The following is a 14,947-nucleotide window of genomic DNA, read 5'->3' as shown; positions in this document are numbered from 1 at the left end:
CCCCGGCGCACGCCTGCTGTCGCAGCGGGACGCCCTGCACGCCCTGGGTCTGAGCGGCGCGCGCCCCCCGCTCGCCCTCGCGTCCACCGATCCCGCCGGGTACGTACGCGCCCTCGCGAGCGCCGGGGAGGCCGCCGAACTCACCGCGCCGGGCGGACTCGGGGACTTCGGGTGGCTGGTGCAGCCGGCCGGGATCGCCGACGTGCTCGACGGCCGGCGTGCGCCCGGATGACCCGCCCCGGACGGCCGGCGTCCGCCCGCGTCACTTGTCGATGTCGCCCACCACGAAGAACAGCGACCCGAGGATCGCCACCATGTCCGCGACCAGCGTCCCCGGCAGCAGCTCGGTGAGCGCCTGGATGTTGTTGAACGACGCCGAGCGCAGCTTCAGCCGGTAGGGCGTCTTCTCACCCTTGCTGACCAGGTAGTAGCCGTTGATGCCGAGCGGGTTCTCGGTCCACGCGTACGTGTGTCCCTCGGGCGCCTTGAGGACCTTCGGGAGCCGCTGGTTGACCGGGCCCGGCGGCAGCTCGGCGAGCCGGTCGAGGCAGGCGTCGGCGAGATCGAGGGCGTTGTGGGTCTGCGCCAGCAGGCACTCGAAGCGGGCCAGGCAGTCGCCCTCCTCACGGGTCACCACCTTCAGCACGGCACCCAGCTCGCCGTAGGCGAGGTAGGGCTCGTCGCGGCGCAGGTCGAAGTCGACGCCCGAGGCACGCCCGATCGGCCCGCTCACGCCGTACGCGTGCACGGCCTCCGGGGACAGTACGCCGACGCCGCGCGTGCGGCCCCGGAAGATCTCGTTGCCGAGCACCAGGTCGTCGAAGCGGTCCATGCGGGAGCGCACGTCGGCGACCGCGCCCCGCGCGCGCGCCGTCCATCCGGCGGGCAGGTCCTCCTTGAGGCCGCCCACGCGGTTGAACATGTAGTGCATCCGCCCGCCGGAGACCTCCTCCATGACGTGCTGGAGCTCCTCGCGCTCGGTGAAGGCGTAGAAGATCGGGGTGATGCCGCCGAGTTCCAGCGGATAGGAGCCGAGGAACATCAGGTGGTTGAGCACCCGGTTCAGCTCCGCGAGCAGCGTGCGCAGCCACACCGCGCGCTCGGGGACCTCCATGCCGAGCATCCGCTCCACGGCGAGGACCACGCCCAGCTCGTTGGAGAAGGCCGACAGCCAGTCGTGGCGGTTGGCCAGCATGATGATCTGACGGTAGTCGCGGGCTTCGAAGAGCTTCTCCGCGCCCCGGTGCATATAGCCGATCACGGGCTCCGCGCGGACGATGCGCTCGCCGTCCAGGACGAGCTTCAGCCGCAGCACGCCGTGTGTGGAGGGGTGCTGGGGTCCGATGTTGAGCACCATGTCGGTGCCCTCCGCCGCGCCGCCGATACCGACCATGGTCTCCGTCGTGGGAGTCATGAACACAGTCTCCCCTACGTACGCTGGTCCCATGGAGACGGGGAGCCCGCAGAACACGGGGCCGGCGGAAACGGGCGCGACGGCGCAAGCGGCAGGACCGGTGGCCGGCGCGGAGAGCGAACCGGCCAGGACGGAGAGCGAACCGGCCGGGACGGAGAGCGAACCGGCCGGGACGGAAGGCGAACCGGTGTGGATCGCGTTGCCGCCCGGGCTGCTGAAGATGCGGCGCCTGCTGCTGGTGGTGTGGCTGGGGCTGCTGGCCCTGGCCGCCGGGCTGGTGCCCGGGCTGCTGGCCGGGCCGGGCTGGGCCGCCTTCGCGGCGCTGCCGCTGGCCGTGCTGGTCTGGGGCTGGGTGATGCTGGAACGGAACTGGCGGTCCTGGCGGTACGCGGAACGCGCCGACGACCTGCTGCTCAGCCGGGGTGTCCTGTGGCGCCAGGAGACGGTCGTGCCGTACGGGCGGATGCAGCTGGTCGAGGTCACCTCCGGGCCCGTCGAACGGCACTTCGGGCTGGCCAGCGTGCAGTTGCACACGGCGGCCGCGGCCACCGACGCCACCGTCCCCGGCCTCGTCCCCGCCGAGGCGGAGCGGCTGCGCGACCGGCTCACCGAGCTCGGCGAGGCCCGATCGGCGGGACTGTGACAACCCCGGACGTCCACGAGGACGGACGCGTCCGGCGGCCCGTGACCGAGAGGCGGCTGCACCCCATCACGCCCTTCAGACGGGCATGGGCGCCCGTCGCGGTACTGATCGGGTGGGCGCTGCACGACCCCGACCAGGCGCAGCGACAGCTGACCCGGCTGACGACCACCACCCTGCTGGTAGCGCTCGGCGTGCTCCTCCCGGCCGCCGCCCTCTACGGCTTCCTCACCTGGTGGTTCACCCACTTCGCGGTGACCGGGAGCGAGCTGCGCATCCGCACCGGGCTGCTGTTCCGGCGCACCGCGCACATCCGGCTCGAGCGGATCCAGGCCATCGACGTCACCCAGCCGCTCCTCGCGCGGGTCGCGGGCGTGGCGAAACTCAGACTCGACGTCATAGGCACCGACAAGAAGGACGAGCTCGCCTTCCTCGGCGCCGACGAGGCGCGTGCGCTGCGCGCCGAGCTGCTCGCGCGGGCGGCGGGTTTCGCACCGGAGACCGCCCACGAGGTCGGCGAGGCGCCGTCCCGGCAGATGCTGCGGGTGCCACCGGGTGTCCTGGCCGTCTCCCTGCTGCTGACCGGTGCGACCTGGGGCTGGCTCGTCGTCGCCGCCGTCGCGCTGCCGTTGCTGTGGACGGCCACCCACAGCCTGTGGACGGTGCTCGCCGCGGCCGTGCCGATGCTGGGCGCGGTGGGCGCCGGCAGCGTGGGGCGATTCGTCACCGAGTACGACTGGACACTGGGCGAGTCGCCCGACGGGCTGCGCATCGACCACGGGCTGCTGGACCGCGCGCACGAGACGGTGCCGCCGGGGCGTGTGCAGACCGTGCGCCTCGTCGAGCCGTTGCTGTGGCGACGGCGGGGCTGGGTACGCGTGGAGCTCGACGTGGCGGGGTCGTCGAACTCCCTGCTGCTGCCGGTCGCCCCGCGCGAGCTCGCCGAGTCGGTCGTCGCGCGGGTGCTGCCCGGGGTGAGCGTGCCCCCGCGCGAGACGCTCGTCCCGCCGCCGCGCCGCGCGCGATGGTGCGTACCGGTGTGGTGGCGGGGTTACGGGCTCGCCGTCACCGACGCGGTCTTCGCCACGCGTCACGGGCTGCTGCGGCGCAGCCTGTCCCTGGTACCGCACGCCAAGGTGCAGAGCGTACGGCTCGTGCAGGGCCCCTGGCAGCGGGCCAGGGGCGTCGCCGACGTCGTGGTGGATACCGGTGCCAACAAGTCGGTCACGGCCCGCCTCCGGGACGCCACGGAGGCGGCGGCCCTGCTCCGCTCCCAGGCCGAACGGTCCCGCACGGGCCGCAGAGACGCCCTCCCGGACCGCTGGATGGCCTGACCGCGGCGCACACGGCGACCACCGCCCACCCCCTGCGGCCCCGAAGGCGCAGCCGCGATCCGGACGTCGCCGACCACCCCTCGCGGCCACCCACGCCCCACCCACCGCAGGCCGTCGCCGTACGGGGCGGACGGCGACGGGGCCCCGCGTGGTGTGTCGCGGGGCCCCGTCGGTGTGGCCGGTGGTTCAGGACGCCGCGCTGCGCAGGCCCTTGAGGTCGATGTGTTCCGTCTCGTCGTGTTCCGTCAGGTCGATGACCTGGCCCGCCCCGCGGGCTTCCTCGTCGGCGGGCTTGTACCGCGCCTCCGCCTCGGCCTTGTGCAGCGCGAGCGCCTCCTGGCCGACGACGTCGGCGAGGTCCTCGTTCTGCACGGCGTCCAGGGCGGACCCGTCCGTGTCCTTCTTCGTCCCGAAGAAGTCGAAGCCGCCCTGGGACACAGGACGCCGTACCGGCGCCGTCGGCGGTACGACCGCCACCGCGGTCGGCACGGTGAAGTGCCCGGAGGGCTGCCGCGCGGGCGGGGACGGAGGAGCGGCCGGTGGGGCGGAGGCGACCGCGCGCTCATGATCGTCGGCCGCCTCGGGCTGCCCCTCGGCCTCGTCCTCCTGCGCCGGCTCCGGCCTCGGCCTCCCGGAGGGCTCGGGACCGTCGTCCTCGGGGGTGCCGTCGCTCTTCGGAGGATCGTTCCGCTCCGGGGACGCCTCGCCCTTCGGCGCGGCACCGGCGGGCCGGACGGTCACGCCGTCCTTCCGGGCCGTGCCGCCGCCCTCCACTGCGCCGGGACGGTCCTCCGGGGCGTCGTCGTCCGACTCCCCCGCGTCCTCCCCCGCGTCCTCCCCCGCGTCCTCGTCCGCGTCGTCGGCGGCGTCCACGGAGCCGTCCCCGGCGGTGTCCTCGCCCCTGGCGAACCGCGACAGCGCCGCGTCGGCGCGCAGGAACAGCTTGGATCCCTCCGGCGAGAAGACCGAGGGAGCCTCCCCGTCCGCCGGCGTCCCGGTCCCCGACTCCGTGGGCGTCTCCGCGGACCCCGCTTCGCCGGACGCCGCCGACGGCCCCGCCGGCAGCGCGCGGGCCGGAACCGTGGCCTCTATCTCGAGCACCCGGCGCTCCTCCAGGACGCTCGCCCGGTCGACCTCCGCCGCCGCGTACCGCCGCAGCAGCGACGCGTGCTCGTTGCGCAGCCCGGCCAGTTCCGCGCGCTTGGCGCGCAGCCGCTGCTCCAGCTTCGTCCGCAGCTCGCGCGACTCCTCGAGGTCGGACTCGAGTTCGGCGACCCGTTCCTCGAAACGCCACTCGTCGCTCGCACGCGCGCGCGTGAGATCCGCGACGCGTGCACCCGCCTGGGCATCCCAGTGCCGCATGACGACGGCGCCGATCACCGTGGTGACCGCGGCTGCCGCGGCCACCGCACGAAGCACCATCGGTTGCGTGAACACCCAGGGCCCCAGGGCACAGACGACGGAGACGCCTGCGATCGCCGACGGGGGCAGCATCCTGTGCAGGGGCGGGGAATGACGGTGACGTCCACGTGGCATGGCCAGAAACTTACCGCGCGTAGGCGAATCGTGGTGGCCCGCCCCGTAAAAAACAAAGCCATGACGCGGGTTTCACAGGCCATCAGGGAACTCGGACCGAACGTGAAGAGACACACGGCCCGAATTCATCAAGATCGTTTCCCGCCGGAAGACGACCCGGAGACCGCGAAGCCGCGCCGCGCGCATTCCACTTCGCGCATCCCCCCACCGCCGCCCACACCGCCCGCCCCGTCCGAACATCCGCCCGCGCGGAGTGAACCTCTCCCCCGAAGACGCCGTCCTAGAGGGCGCAATGTCGCCGGATGCCCGAATCGCACCGGACCCACGGTCTCTCGCGGAAGCACGGGACGCGATGTCTGTCAGGACAGGTGAGGAAACACCGGGCGGGGTGGCCGCCGAGGCCTCCGCCGCCTGGGCCGGCGCGCCCGTGGTCCGCAGCGGGACCTCCTTGATGAACAGGGTCACCAGGAAGGCGAGCAGGGCGACCGGGGCGACGTACAGGAAGATGTCGGCGATGCCGTGCCCGTAGGCGCTCTCCAGCCAGGAACGGATGGACGGCGGCAGCAGGTCCATGTCGGGGATCGCGCCGCTGCCGGACGTCCTGGCCGCCGCCGCCTGCTCCTGGGGGCTCAGGGAGCCGATGGTGTCCTGGGCGTAGTGGCTGATCCGGGTCGACATGACCGAGCCGAGGACGGAGACGCCGACCGCGCCGCCGAGGGACCGGAAGAACGTGACCACGGAGGAGGCGGCGCCCAGATCACCGGGTTCCACCTGGTTCTGCGTGCACAGCACCAGGTTCTGCATCATCATGCCGACGCCGAGCCCCAGCAGCGCCATGAAGACGCCGATGTGCCAGTACGGGGTGTCGTACCGCATGGTGCCGAGCAGACCCAGGCCCGCCGTCAGCAGCAGTCCGCCGGCCGGCAGCCAGCCCTTCCACCTGCCGGTACGGGTGATGATGATGCCGGAGACCGTGGACGACACGAAGATGCCGCCGATCATCGGAATCGTCATGACGCCCGACATGGTCGGGGACTTGCCCCGTGCCAGCTGGAAGTACTGGCTGAAGTAGACGGTGCCGGCGAACATCGCGATACCGACGAAGAGGGAGGCCAGCGAGGCCAGGGTGATCGTGCGGTTGCGGAACAGACGCAGCGGGATGATCGGCTCGGTGGCCCTGCTCTCGACGAACAGGAAGACCAGGGTGAGGACGGCCGAGCCGCCGACCATGGCGCCGGTCTGCCAGGAGATCCAGTCGTACTTGTCGTCCGCGAAGGTGACCCAGACCAGCAGCAGGGAGACGGCGGCCGTGACGAAGAAGGCACCCGCCCAGTCGACCTTGACCTGGCGCCTGGTCAGGGGCAGGTTCAGCGTCTTCTGCAGCGCGATCAGCGCGATCAGCGCGAACGGCACACCGACGTAGAGGCACCAGCGCCAGCCCAGCCAGCTGGTGTCGGTGATGACCCCGCCGAGCAGCGGGCCGCCGACGGTGGCGACGGCGAAGGTGGCGCCGAGGTAGCCGGAGTAACGGCCGCGCTCACGCGGGGAGATCATCGCGGCCATGATGATCTGGGCCAGGGCGGCCAGACCGCCGGCGCCGAGACCCTGGATGGCACGCGCGCCGATGAGCATTCCGGCGTTCTGCGCCAGGCCGGCCACGAGGGAGCCGAGGACGAAGACGCACAGGGCTATCTGGACCAGGACCTTCTTGCTGAACAGGTCCGCGAGCTTGCCCCACAGCGGGGTGGAGGCGGTCATCGTCAGCAGCGAGGCGGTGACGACCCAGGTGTAGGCGTTCTGGCCGCCGCCGAGATCGGCCACGATCTCGGGCAGGGCGTTGGTGACGATGGTCGACGACAGGATGGCGGCGAACATGCCGAGCAGCAGCCCGGACAGCGCCTCCATGATCTGCCGATGGGTCATCGGAGCGTCTGCGGAGGAGCCTCCCCCGTGCTTGGCATGAGCCCGCACACCGCCTGGTGTGGTCGTTGCCATGGACTTCCTTCTCTAGGTGGTTGCGGGTGTACGGGTGGTCGTCTCTTCGAGTGCGGGAGCCGCAGGCCGGGGCACCCCGCGGCCGTCGCCGAAGCTGTCCCTGAGCCGGGCCATCAGCTGGGCGAGGTGCCGGACCTCCTCGTCGGACCAGTCGCCCAGGCGCTCGGCGAGGAGCCGGGTGGTCCGCCGGAACAGCTCGTCGAGCCGGGTCCGGCCGGCGGGGGTGAGACGCAGGATGCGGGAGCGCTTGTCGGCGGGGTCGGGGGAGCGCTCGATCCATCCGCGCTCGGCCAGATGGGCGACGTTGCGGCTGGTGACGGACATGTCCACGGAGAGCAGCTCGGCGAGCCTGCTCATGCGCATGTCGCCGTGCCGGCCGAGGAGGGTCAGCACGGACGCGGAGCCGCTGGGGCAGTCGGCCGGCATGATCCGGTTCATCTCCCGCTTGACGGCGCCGAAGGCGCTGAACTGTCGGACCAGTTCCTCGTACCGGGCCGTCTCGGCCATGGCACGCCCCTTTCGTTGCTTGAAGCAACCGTAGGAGTCGATGGTTGTTACAGGCAAACAAAAAGCCGTCCCGAAGCCCCAAAAACTTGGCAAAGGCAAGTAATCGCGGCGGTAAACGCGCAGGTGGCGGGTGCTGTGCCGGTTCAGCCCCGTCTGTCACGGGCGTTCACCGGCGTTCAGGCCGCTCGGTCCCGGCCCCGCTTGGGACCCTCGTCGGGGATTCGCTAGGGTCTCGTGACATGGCTAACACCCCGGGCCCGCAGGGCAATCAGGACCCCGCCGGCAACACCCAGATGTTCCGCGCGTTCGTCGACGAGGCCCCTCAGGGCCGGCAGGCCGCGTCCACGGGCGGTGGGCCGCGCATCGGTCTGATCATCGGCATCGTCGTCGCCGTGGCGGTCGTCGCCGCGGTGGCCTGGCTCGCGCTGAAGTAGCGGCGGCGTTCTTCGACGCGGCGCGGCTCGCGCCGAGCGGGCCGGGCCTGCGATGAAGGGACCCGGCGCGCGCGGCTGAAGCGGCTGCCGGAAACGCGGCGGCCGCCGGTGCGCCCCCTGTGGGGCGCACCGGCGGCCACGAAACCGATGGTGTCTGCGGAGCGTCCTGCCGACGCGCCGCACCGCGGCGCGCCCGAGACCGCGCGGCGCATCGGACGTGCGGCAGACTCAGGCCGCTCGGCCGACTGGGCCCGCTCCGTCCACGCAGTCCACGCAGTCCGCTTGGTCCGCTCGGCCGGATCAGTCCGAGATGAGGCCCTCCCGCAGCTGGGCGAGCGTCCGCGTGAGCAGCCGCGAGACGTGCATCTGGGAGATGCCGACCTCCTCGCCGATCTGCGACTGGGTCATGTTGGCGAAGAAGCGCAGCATGATGATCCGGCGCTCCCGGGGCGGCAGCTTGGCCAGCAGCGGCTTGAGCGACTCCCGGTACTCCACGCCCTCCAGTGCCGTGTCCTCGTAGCCGAGGCGGTCCGCGAGCGAGCCCTCGCCGCCGTCGTCCTCGGGGGCGGGGGAGTCCAGCGAGGACGCCGTGTACGCGTTGCCGACCGCGAGCCCGTCGACGACGTCCTCCTCCGACACGCCGAGCACGGCGGCCAGTTCGGGAACCGTCGGGGAGCGGTCCAGCTTCTGCGAGAGCTCGTCGCCGGCCTTCGTCAGCGCCAGGCGCAGCTCCTGCAGCCGGCGCGGTACCCGCACCGACCACGAGGTGTCGCGGAAGAACCGCTTGATCTCGCCGACCACCGTCGGCATCGCGAACGTCGGGAACTCCACGCCCCGTTCGCAGTCGAACCGGTCGATCGCCTTGATCAGGCCGATGGTGCCGACCTGGACGATGTCCTCCATCGGCTCGTTGCGCGAGCGGAACCGCGCCGCCGCGTACCGCACCAGCGGGAGGTTGAGTTCGATCAGTGTGTCCCGGACGTAGGCACGCTCCGGGCTGTTCTCGTCGAGGGCTGCGAGCCGCAGGAACAGGGAACGGGACAGGGTGCGGGTGTCGAGGGCCGCCGTGTCCGGAAGCTCCGCCGTGGGCTGAAGCTCCGTCGTCTCCGGGAGCTGCGTCGTGTCCTGGAGCTCCGGAACCGGTGTGGCCGGGCCTTCGTCGATGGGGCCGAGTGCGTCGAGAGCATGGGGAGCTGTTTCGCTCTCCGCGAGCGTGAGCACCTTCGAGCTGCCCTGTTCTGCGGACATGCCACCCCCTTTGGGTCGCGGGACGGTCGCGGCGGACGTTCCCGATCTGAGGAACGCAGCCTTCACCTGAATACCGGCGCCGAGGCTCCGGCAAACGCGCTTCCGGCAGAATGTCACATGTCGGCAACGCGCTGTAGTGACATGTCGACATCCGAGATGCGAATCAGCCCTGGAAACAAGGGGTCTGACGGCCTTTCGGTCCAGAAACGCGGAGAAAGCCCAAGGTGAGCGATTCGCTCGTTCCGGTTACGCGTCGATCCTGTTTGCGGACCGCAGCCGCTGGAAGCTGCGCGCCAGCAAACGGGACACATGCATCTGCGAGACGCCGAGTTCCGCGCTGATCTGGGACTGGGTGAGGTTGCTGTAGTAGCGCAGCAGCAGGATGCGCTGCTCCCGCTCGGGCAGTTGTACGAGCAGATGCCGGACCAGGTCGCGGTGCTCGACGCCGTCCAGGGCGGGATCCTCGTAGCCGAGCCGGTCCAGCAGTCCGGGCATCCCGTCGCCCTCCTGCGCGGCCTCCAGCGAGGTGGCGTGGTACGACCGTCCGGCCTCGATGCAGGAGAGCACCTCGTCCTCGGAGATGCGCAGCCGCTCGGCGATCTCGGCGGTCGACGGGGTGCGCCCGAAGGCGGTCGTGAGGTCCTCGGTGGCGCTGTTGACCTGTACCCACAGCTCGTGCAGCCGGCGCGGTACGTGGACGGTGCGGACGTTGTCGCGGAAGTACCGCTTGATCTCGCCGACCACCGTCGGCATCGCGAACGTCGGGAACTGCACGCCCCGCTCCGGGTCGAAGCGGTCGATGGCGTTGATGAGCCCGATGGTGCCGACCTGGACGACGTCCTCCATCGGCTCGTTGCGGGAGCGGAAACGGGCGGCCGCGTAGCGCACGAGCGGGATGTTCGCCTCGATGAGCGCCGCGCGCACGCGGGTGTGCTCCGGCGTGCCCGGCTCGAGTTCCTTGAGCTGGCCGAAGAGCAGCTGGGTCAGGGCCCGGGTGTCGGCACCGCGCTGCTTGGCGGGGGTCTGGACCGCGTCGGGGGACACCTCGTCCTGGGGCGGCGCAGTACTGGCCGGCACGGTCAACGCCACCTCGTCATCGTTCTCATGTCCGTCAATTCATCCGTCAAAAGCGGTCATAGCATCACAAGACTGACTCACTGTGTGCAAGCACCGCATATTCCGTGTTGAGGGCGGACGAGGCGCCGTACGGCGCACGAGAGCCCCGTGCCTCGACGGCAGGGGGCCTTCGGGGGCCTTCAGGAGACCGAGGGGGAGATGACGGGGTGACGGGGGACGAGAGGGGAGGCGAAGGGGTGAGGCGTCAGAACTCGTAGTCGGCGATCACCCAGGTGGCGAACTCGCGCCACAGTCCGACGCCCGCCTGGTGCTCCGGGTGCTCCACGTACCGGCGCAGCGCGTCCGCGTCCTCGAACGCCGAGTTGATGGCGAAGTCGTAGGCGATGGGGCGGTCGCTGATGTTCCAGGCGCACTCCCAGAAGCGGATCTCCGGGATCCTCCCCTCGAGCGCCCGGAAGGCCTCCTCGCCCCGGACGACCCGCGGGTCGTCGCGCCCGACGCCCTCGTTCAGCCGGAAGAGCACCAGGTGGCGGATCATCACTTACCTCCGTTGGCGAGCCAGGTCATGAAGTCCCCGATGGCCTTGGCGGCGTCGGAGATGCCCTGGAACCCGACCAGGACGTACTCGGAGGCGGTTTTCGGGTCCGTGATGATCAAATACAGGACGAAGACCACGAGCACGTAGACGGCGGCCTTCTTCGCGTTCACCGCCATGGCGGCCCTCCCCTGTCACTGATGTGCGCCTGTGTCACACGCGTCGAGCGGGCCCATGATCGCACGAAGGGCCCCGTCTGACGACGAGGCCCTTCACCAGCGGTAGCGGAGGGATTTGAACCCTCGGTGACTTGCGCCACACTCGCTTTCGAGGCGAGCTCCTTCGGCCGCTCGGACACGCTACCGAGGGAGACCCTACAGCACGGTGCGGCGTGGTTTGAAATCCGTATTCACCGGTTCCGGAAGAACTCCGTGAGCAGCCCGGAGCACTCCTCGGCGAGCACGCCCTCGATCACCTCGGGCCGGTGGTTGAGCCGTCGGTCGCGGACGAGGTCCCACAGGGAGCCGGCCGCGCCGGCCTTCTCGTCCCGGGCGCCGTAGACGATCCGGTCCACCCGGGACTGCTGGAGGGCGCCCGCGCACATCGTGCACGGCTCCAGTGTCACCACCACGGTGCAGCCGGACAGCCGCCACTCCCCGAGCCGCGCGGCCGCCCGCCGGACGGCGAGGACCTCCGCGTGGGCCGTGGGGTCGCCGCCGGCCTCGCGCTCGTTGTGGGCGGAGGCCAGCACGGTGGTGCCGTCCGGGGCCAGGACGACGGCGCCGACGGGGACGTCCCCGCCCCGGACGGCCAGCGCGGCCTCGTCCAGGGCGAGTCGCATCGCCGCCCGCCAGCGGTCCCGTACGGGGTCCGGCGGTCCGGACGCGGTGGTGGTGGCCGGCACGGTCAGCGGACGGTCTCCAGGACCTCCGAGGCGCCCAGCGCGTCGGCGATCTCGTTGACGGCGTCCCCGGTCATCGAACGCAACTCCTTCTCGCTCACGCCCAGGTCCTCCAGGACCTGGGCGTCACCGACGGGTCCGTGCGGCACGGCGTCGGCGGAACCGGTGGACACGGCGCCGTCGTCGGCGGCGCCGGTGTCCTCGCCGTCCGGTTCACCGTCCTCGGTGCCGTCGAGGTCGAGGGAGTCCAGGTCGGTTCCGTCGTCCCCGGGCTCGCGGCCGAGCAGTTCGTCGGTGAGCAGGATCTCGCCGTAGCTGCTGCGGGCGGCCGCGGCAGCCTCGGAGACATAGATCCGGGGGTCCTCCTCGCCGTCCACGCGGACGACGCCGAACCAGCCCCCCTCCTGCTCGATGAGCACGATCACCGTGTCGTCGTCGGAAGAGGCATCCCGGGCCAGGTCGGCCAGATCCGACAGGGTTTCCACATCGTCGAGCTCCGTATCGCTCGCTTCCCACCCGTCTTCGGTGCGCGCGAGCAGTGCGGCGAAGTACACCGTGACTCTCCCACTGGTCATAGGCGTGCCGGTTGGGGATCCCCCCGGCGGAGGTGTGCGGGCGGGGGCCGGTGCGCCGAGCCCCACCCACGGGGAATCGTGGCAGAAACATGGCCGTCAGGGGACGTCTTCGGCACCCTGTGTCCGGCTCTTTCGATCGCGGTCCGCCGAGTGCGCCCCCGAAGGAGTCACCGGCGCACCTGGCGCCGCTGTCACCGCTGTTGTCGCCACGTGCGGATCGTACGCGGCCGGACCCGCCGTGGCCGCGCGGCACTCGGGTCCGGCGTACGCCGGTGGACTGGCGTTGGGGTGGCGGTCCTACCAGCGGAAGGTGCGCATGCGCATCGCGTGACGCAGTCGTGCGGCCTTGGCGCGGCGCGGCTGGACCCGTGCGCGCAGTGCGCGCGCCTCGGCGAGTTCACGCAGGAACCGGGCGCGGCGCCGTCGCCGTTCGGCCTCCGACTCGTCCTCCGGCCGGGCCGCCGACGCGTGCTCCGACTGCGGCACGGGATCCGGTCGCGGCGCGGGTTCCGACCGTGACACGGCGGCCGGCTCGGCTGCCCGTACGGCCTTCGGCGTGGCCCTCGTACCGGTCCTGATCCCGGTGGGGCGGGGCGTTGCGCGCGGCGACGGATTTACTCGGTCTTCCTGCTCAGGCATGGGTTCATCACTCCCGTCCGTCCCTCCCACCTTCCCCCGGACGGGCGGTTTGACGCCAGCGATCGAGTGAGGGGCGACCGGGGTGCTTGCCGTGCGCGGGGACGCCGGGCCTCCGGGGCCCGGTTAGTGTTGGCGCCATGCGTCTCCACGTCGTCGACCACCCTCTGGTCGCCCACAAGCTCACCACGCTGCGCGACCAGCGCACCGACTCCGCGACCTTCCGCCGTCTCGCCGACGAGCTGGTCACCCTGCTCGCCTACGAGGCCACGCGTGACGTGCGCACGGAGCAGGTCGACATCCGGACCCCGGTGGAGCGGACCACGGGCGTCAAGCTCTCCCACCCGCGCCCGCTGGTGGTGCCGATCCTGCGCGCCGGTCTCGGCATGCTGGACGGCATGGTCCGGCTGCTGCCGACCGCCGAGGTGGGCTTCCTCGGCATGATCCGCAACGAGGAGACGCTGCAGGCCTCGACGTACGCCACCCGGATGCCGGAGGACCTCTCCGGGCGGCAGGTCTACGTCCTGGACCCGATGCTCGCCACCGGCGGCACGCTGGTCGCGGCGATCCAGGAGCTGATCAGGCGCGGCGCGGACGACGTGACGGCCGTGGTGCTGCTGGCCGCGCCGGAGGGCGTCGAGGTCATGGAGCGCGAGCTGGCGGGTACGCCGGTGACGGTCGTGACGGCGTCGGTCGACCAGCGGCTCAACGAGCAGGGCTACATCGTGCCGGGCCTCGGCGACGCGGGGGACCGGATGTACGGGGCGGCGGAGTAGGCTCCACGCCTTCCGGCCGTCCGGGTGCTCCGGGAGGCCTTCCGCGGCGGTCTTCCTGCCGCGGCGGTCTCCGCAGGCCGGCGGGTTTTCTGCCGGTCGGCGGGCTTCCTGCGGGTTCGGTCAGCAGTTCTTCTTCGAGGCGGGCGTCGGCTCCGGGTTGGCCAGTGCGGTCAGGGCCCGGTCGGCGTCCGCCTTCTTCGTCAGCTCCCGGAACCCGTCGCCGATGATGAGGTCGAGTACGGCGCCCTTGCGGGCGGGATCGGTGCGGCGTTCGGCGCCGGCGAGCTGGGCGCCGAGCACCGACAGCGAGGAGTCGAGGGCGGTGGCGGGTCCGAGCAGGACACCGGCGCCCTTCACCTTCTTGTCGTACTCCTTGGTCGCGTTGGCGACCTCGCCGATCTTGAAGCCGCGCTTCTTCAGCTCGTCGGCGGTCTTCTGCGCCAGGCCGCCGCGGGTCGTGGCGTTGAGGACGTTGACCGTGATCGTGCCGGGAACCGGAAGCGCCTTCGGCGCGGCCGCGGGGGTCGCCTTGGCGGCGCAGGCCGCCTTGGTGCCGACCGCGGAGGCGGAGTCGCCGCCCCCGGTGAACACGTCGATGAGCTGCAGCGTGCCCCAGCCGCCCACGCCGAGGACGGCTACGGATGCGACGGTCAGGGCGACGAGCTTCCCGCGCCGCCGGGGCCGGCGCATCCGCGGGTATCGGTCACCCGTGATCCGGTACTGGCCGCCCATGCCAGGTGGAGTGAGCATGCTCATGAGGGCAGCGTAGTGCGCCCGGGCTGTAATGCCTACCAGATGATCATTCGACTGGGTGCAGTCCTGGTGCGGTCCAACCCGAAAGGGTCAAACCGGGCCGCGGGAGGGGTTCCGGACGGGCGTCAGCCGAGTTCGAGCACGCGTGCGTGCAGCACCTGACGCTGCTGGAGTGCCGCCCGCACGGCGCGGTGCAGCCCGTCCTCCAGGTACAGGTCGCCCTGCCACTTCACGACGTGCGCGAAGAGGTCGCCGTAGAAGGTCGAGTCCTCGGCGAGCAGGGTCTCGAGGTCGAGCTGCTGCTTGGTCGTCACGAGCTGATCGAGGCGGACCGGGCGCGGCGCGACGTCCGCCCACTGCCGGGTGCTTTCCCGGCCGTGGTCGGGGTACGGCCGGCCGTTTCCGATGCGCTTGAAGATCACACGGAAAGCCTACCGGTCAAGGCGATCCGGGCGCAGCCATGGCGACGCAGTACGGCGCCGGAAAAAGCGGGAACAACCGGGAGGGAACGGTCTTCCGTCGTGCGGCGCGTCCGCTGTTCGGTGACGCTCGCGCGGTGTTCGGGACCCGGTCGGCCCGACCGCGT

17 protein-coding genes, 1 tRNA gene and 1 pseudogene are annotated in these 14,947 nt (G+C 71.5%); 5 read left to right on the top strand and 14 right to left on the bottom strand.

From position 1 onward, the window contains the following. Positions 1 to 232 (top strand): annotated as a pseudogene (locus tag B9S61_RS03805) (hypothetical protein); the annotation flags it as partial. A 30-nt stretch (positions 233 to 262) separates the two neighbouring features. On the opposite strand, the gene B9S61_RS03800 reads toward B9S61_RS03805, so the two are convergent. Further along, a complete protein-coding gene (locus B9S61_RS03800) occupies positions 263 to 1,414 on the bottom strand; it encodes an NADH-quinone oxidoreductase subunit D (RefSeq protein ID WP_103540909.1) in 1,152 nt (383 codons plus the stop codon). Positions 1,415 to 1,445: 31 nt separating this feature from the next. Here B9S61_RS03800 and B9S61_RS03795 point away from each other — a divergent pair, with 31 nt between their 5' ends. After that, positions 1,446 to 2,057 (top strand): PH domain-containing protein, encoded by a 612-nt coding sequence (locus B9S61_RS03795; protein WP_258039532.1) that lies wholly within the window; start codon positions 1,446 to 1,448, stop codon positions 2,055 to 2,057. Then, positions 2,054 to 3,388, top strand: a complete 1,335-nt coding sequence (locus B9S61_RS03790; RefSeq protein WP_103540907.1) for a PH domain-containing protein — start codon at positions 2,054 to 2,056, stop codon at positions 3,386 to 3,388. The genes B9S61_RS03795 and B9S61_RS03790 overlap by 4 nt, the downstream gene beginning before the upstream one ends. A 186-nt stretch (positions 3,389 to 3,574) precedes the next feature. Here B9S61_RS03790 and B9S61_RS03785 read toward each other — a convergent pair whose 3' ends face one another. The 3 genes from B9S61_RS03785 to B9S61_RS03775 all read right to left on the bottom strand — a co-directional run bounded on the left by B9S61_RS03785 (position 3,575) and on the right by B9S61_RS03775 (position 7,426). Beyond that, complete coding sequence (locus tag B9S61_RS03785; protein ID WP_181007221.1) at positions 3,575 to 4,924, bottom strand: hypothetical protein; 1,350 nt, start codon at positions 4,922 to 4,924, stop codon at positions 3,575 to 3,577. Between the two features lie 72 nt (positions 4,925 to 4,996). Continuing rightward, positions 4,997 to 6,919, bottom strand: a complete 1,923-nt coding sequence (locus B9S61_RS03780) for an MDR family MFS transporter (RefSeq protein ID WP_374936178.1) — start codon at positions 6,917 to 6,919, stop codon at positions 4,997 to 4,999. Positions 6,920 to 6,931: 12 nt separating this feature from the next. Then, positions 6,932 to 7,426 (bottom strand): MarR family winged helix-turn-helix transcriptional regulator, encoded by a 495-nt coding sequence (locus B9S61_RS03775; RefSeq protein WP_103540905.1) that lies wholly within the window; start codon positions 7,424 to 7,426, stop codon positions 6,932 to 6,934. 239 nt (positions 7,427 to 7,665) lie between these two features. Here B9S61_RS03775 and B9S61_RS03770 point away from each other — a divergent pair, with 239 nt between their 5' ends. Continuing rightward, entirely contained in the window at positions 7,666 to 7,860 is a 195-nt protein-coding gene (locus tag B9S61_RS03770; protein WP_103540904.1) for a hypothetical protein, read from the top strand. Between the two features lie 300 nt (positions 7,861 to 8,160). On the opposite strand, the gene B9S61_RS03765 is transcribed toward B9S61_RS03770, so the two are convergent. The 8 genes from B9S61_RS03765 to B9S61_RS03735 form a co-directional block, all read right to left on the bottom strand. Beyond that, complete coding sequence (locus B9S61_RS03765; RefSeq protein WP_103540903.1) at positions 8,161 to 9,108, bottom strand: RNA polymerase sigma factor SigF; 948 nt, start codon at positions 9,106 to 9,108, stop codon at positions 8,161 to 8,163. A 246-nt stretch (positions 9,109 to 9,354) separates the two neighbouring features. Beyond that, positions 9,355 to 10,191 carry an RNA polymerase sigma factor SigF gene (locus B9S61_RS03760; protein ID WP_103540911.1) on the bottom strand — a complete coding sequence of 279 codons (837 nt, stop codon included), beginning with the start codon at positions 10,189 to 10,191 and terminating at the stop codon, positions 9,355 to 9,357. A 238-nt stretch (positions 10,192 to 10,429) separates the two neighbouring features. Then, positions 10,430 to 10,723 (bottom strand): Dabb family protein, encoded by a 294-nt coding sequence (locus tag B9S61_RS03755; RefSeq protein WP_103540902.1) that lies wholly within the window; start codon positions 10,721 to 10,723, stop codon positions 10,430 to 10,432. Further along, complete coding sequence (locus B9S61_RS40625; protein WP_181007220.1) at positions 10,723 to 10,899, bottom strand: hypothetical protein; 177 nt, start codon at positions 10,897 to 10,899, stop codon at positions 10,723 to 10,725. Before B9S61_RS40625 ends, B9S61_RS03755 begins: the two co-directional genes overlap by 1 nt. Before the next feature lie 100 nt (positions 10,900 to 10,999). Continuing rightward, a tRNA-Ser gene (locus B9S61_RS03750) sits at positions 11,000 to 11,084 on the bottom strand. A gap of 45 nt (positions 11,085 to 11,129) precedes the next feature. After that, on the bottom strand, positions 11,130 to 11,561 hold the full coding sequence (gene tadA / locus B9S61_RS03745; RefSeq protein WP_103540910.1) for a tRNA adenosine(34) deaminase TadA: 432 nt from the start codon (positions 11,559 to 11,561) through the stop codon (positions 11,130 to 11,132). A gap of 65 nt (positions 11,562 to 11,626) precedes the next feature. Then, positions 11,627 to 12,175 carry a hypothetical protein gene (locus tag B9S61_RS03740; protein ID WP_103540901.1) on the bottom strand — a complete coding sequence of 183 codons (549 nt, stop codon included), beginning with the start codon at positions 12,173 to 12,175 and terminating at the stop codon, positions 11,627 to 11,629. Between the two features lie 318 nt (positions 12,176 to 12,493). Further along, entirely contained in the window at positions 12,494 to 12,682 is a 189-nt protein-coding gene (locus B9S61_RS03735) for a hypothetical protein (RefSeq protein WP_103540900.1), read from the bottom strand. Between the two features lie 290 nt (positions 12,683 to 12,972). On the opposite strand from B9S61_RS03735, the gene upp reads away from it, so the two are divergent. Further along, the gene (gene upp, locus B9S61_RS03730) at positions 12,973 to 13,608 is read left to right on the top strand and encodes a uracil phosphoribosyltransferase (RefSeq protein WP_103540899.1); all 636 of its coding nucleotides are present in this window, start codon (positions 12,973 to 12,975) and stop codon (positions 13,606 to 13,608) included. Positions 13,609 to 13,728: 120 nt separating this feature from the next. On the opposite strand, the gene B9S61_RS03725 is transcribed toward upp, so the two are convergent. Beyond that, positions 13,729 to 14,340: a LytR C-terminal domain-containing protein gene (locus B9S61_RS03725; RefSeq protein ID WP_103540898.1), complete on the bottom strand. Its 612-nt coding sequence runs from the start codon at positions 14,338 to 14,340 to the stop codon at positions 13,729 to 13,731. A 146-nt stretch (positions 14,341 to 14,486) separates the two neighbouring features. Continuing rightward, complete coding sequence (locus B9S61_RS03720) at positions 14,487 to 14,783, bottom strand: type II toxin-antitoxin system VapB family antitoxin (protein ID WP_003986294.1); 297 nt, start codon at positions 14,781 to 14,783, stop codon at positions 14,487 to 14,489. Between the last annotated feature and the right edge of the window lie 164 nt (positions 14,784 to 14,947).

This window comes from Streptomyces sp. SM1, assembly GCF_002910825.1.
Lineage (GTDB): Bacteria > Actinomycetota > Actinomycetes > Streptomycetales > Streptomycetaceae > Streptomyces > Streptomyces okerensis.
The sequence above is the reverse complement of the archived record's forward strand: the minus strand, read 5'-3'. Positions and strand labels throughout refer to the sequence as shown.

Bases quoted from the DNA above. Each gene is read 5' to 3' on its own strand.
- B9S61_RS03770 (WP_103540904.1), top strand. From the start codon at position 7,666: ATGGCTAACACCCCGGGCCCGCAGGGCAATCAGGACCCCGCCGGCAAC.
- B9S61_RS03800 (WP_103540909.1), bottom strand. From the start codon at position 1,414: ATGACTCCCACGACGGAGACCATGGTCGGTATCGGCGGCGCGGCGGAG.
- B9S61_RS03780 (WP_374936178.1), bottom strand. From the start codon at position 6,919: ATGGCAACGACCACACCAGGCGGTGTGCGGGCTCATGCCAAGCACGGG.
- B9S61_RS03765 (WP_103540903.1), bottom strand. From the start codon at position 9,108: ATGTCCGCAGAACAGGGCAGCTCGAAGGTGCTCACGCTCGCGGAGAGC.
- B9S61_RS03755 (WP_103540902.1), bottom strand. From the start codon at position 10,723: ATGATCCGCCACCTGGTGCTCTTCCGGCTGAACGAGGGCGTCGGGCGC.
- B9S61_RS03775 (WP_103540905.1), bottom strand. From the start codon at position 7,426: ATGGCCGAGACGGCCCGGTACGAGGAACTGGTCCGACAGTTCAGCGCC.
- B9S61_RS03795 (WP_258039532.1), top strand. From the start codon at position 1,446: ATGGAGACGGGGAGCCCGCAGAACACGGGGCCGGCGGAAACGGGCGCG.
- tadA (WP_103540910.1), bottom strand. From the start codon at position 11,561: ATGCGACTCGCCCTGGACGAGGCCGCGCTGGCCGTCCGGGGCGGGGAC.
- B9S61_RS40625 (WP_181007220.1), bottom strand. From the start codon at position 10,899: ATGGCGGTGAACGCGAAGAAGGCCGCCGTCTACGTGCTCGTGGTCTTC.
- upp (WP_103540899.1), top strand. From the start codon at position 12,973: ATGCGTCTCCACGTCGTCGACCACCCTCTGGTCGCCCACAAGCTCACC.
- B9S61_RS03785 (WP_181007221.1), bottom strand. From the start codon at position 4,924: ATGCCACGTGGACGTCACCGTCATTCCCCGCCCCTGCACAGGATGCTG.
- B9S61_RS03725 (WP_103540898.1), bottom strand. From the start codon at position 14,340: ATGGGCGGCCAGTACCGGATCACGGGTGACCGATACCCGCGGATGCGC.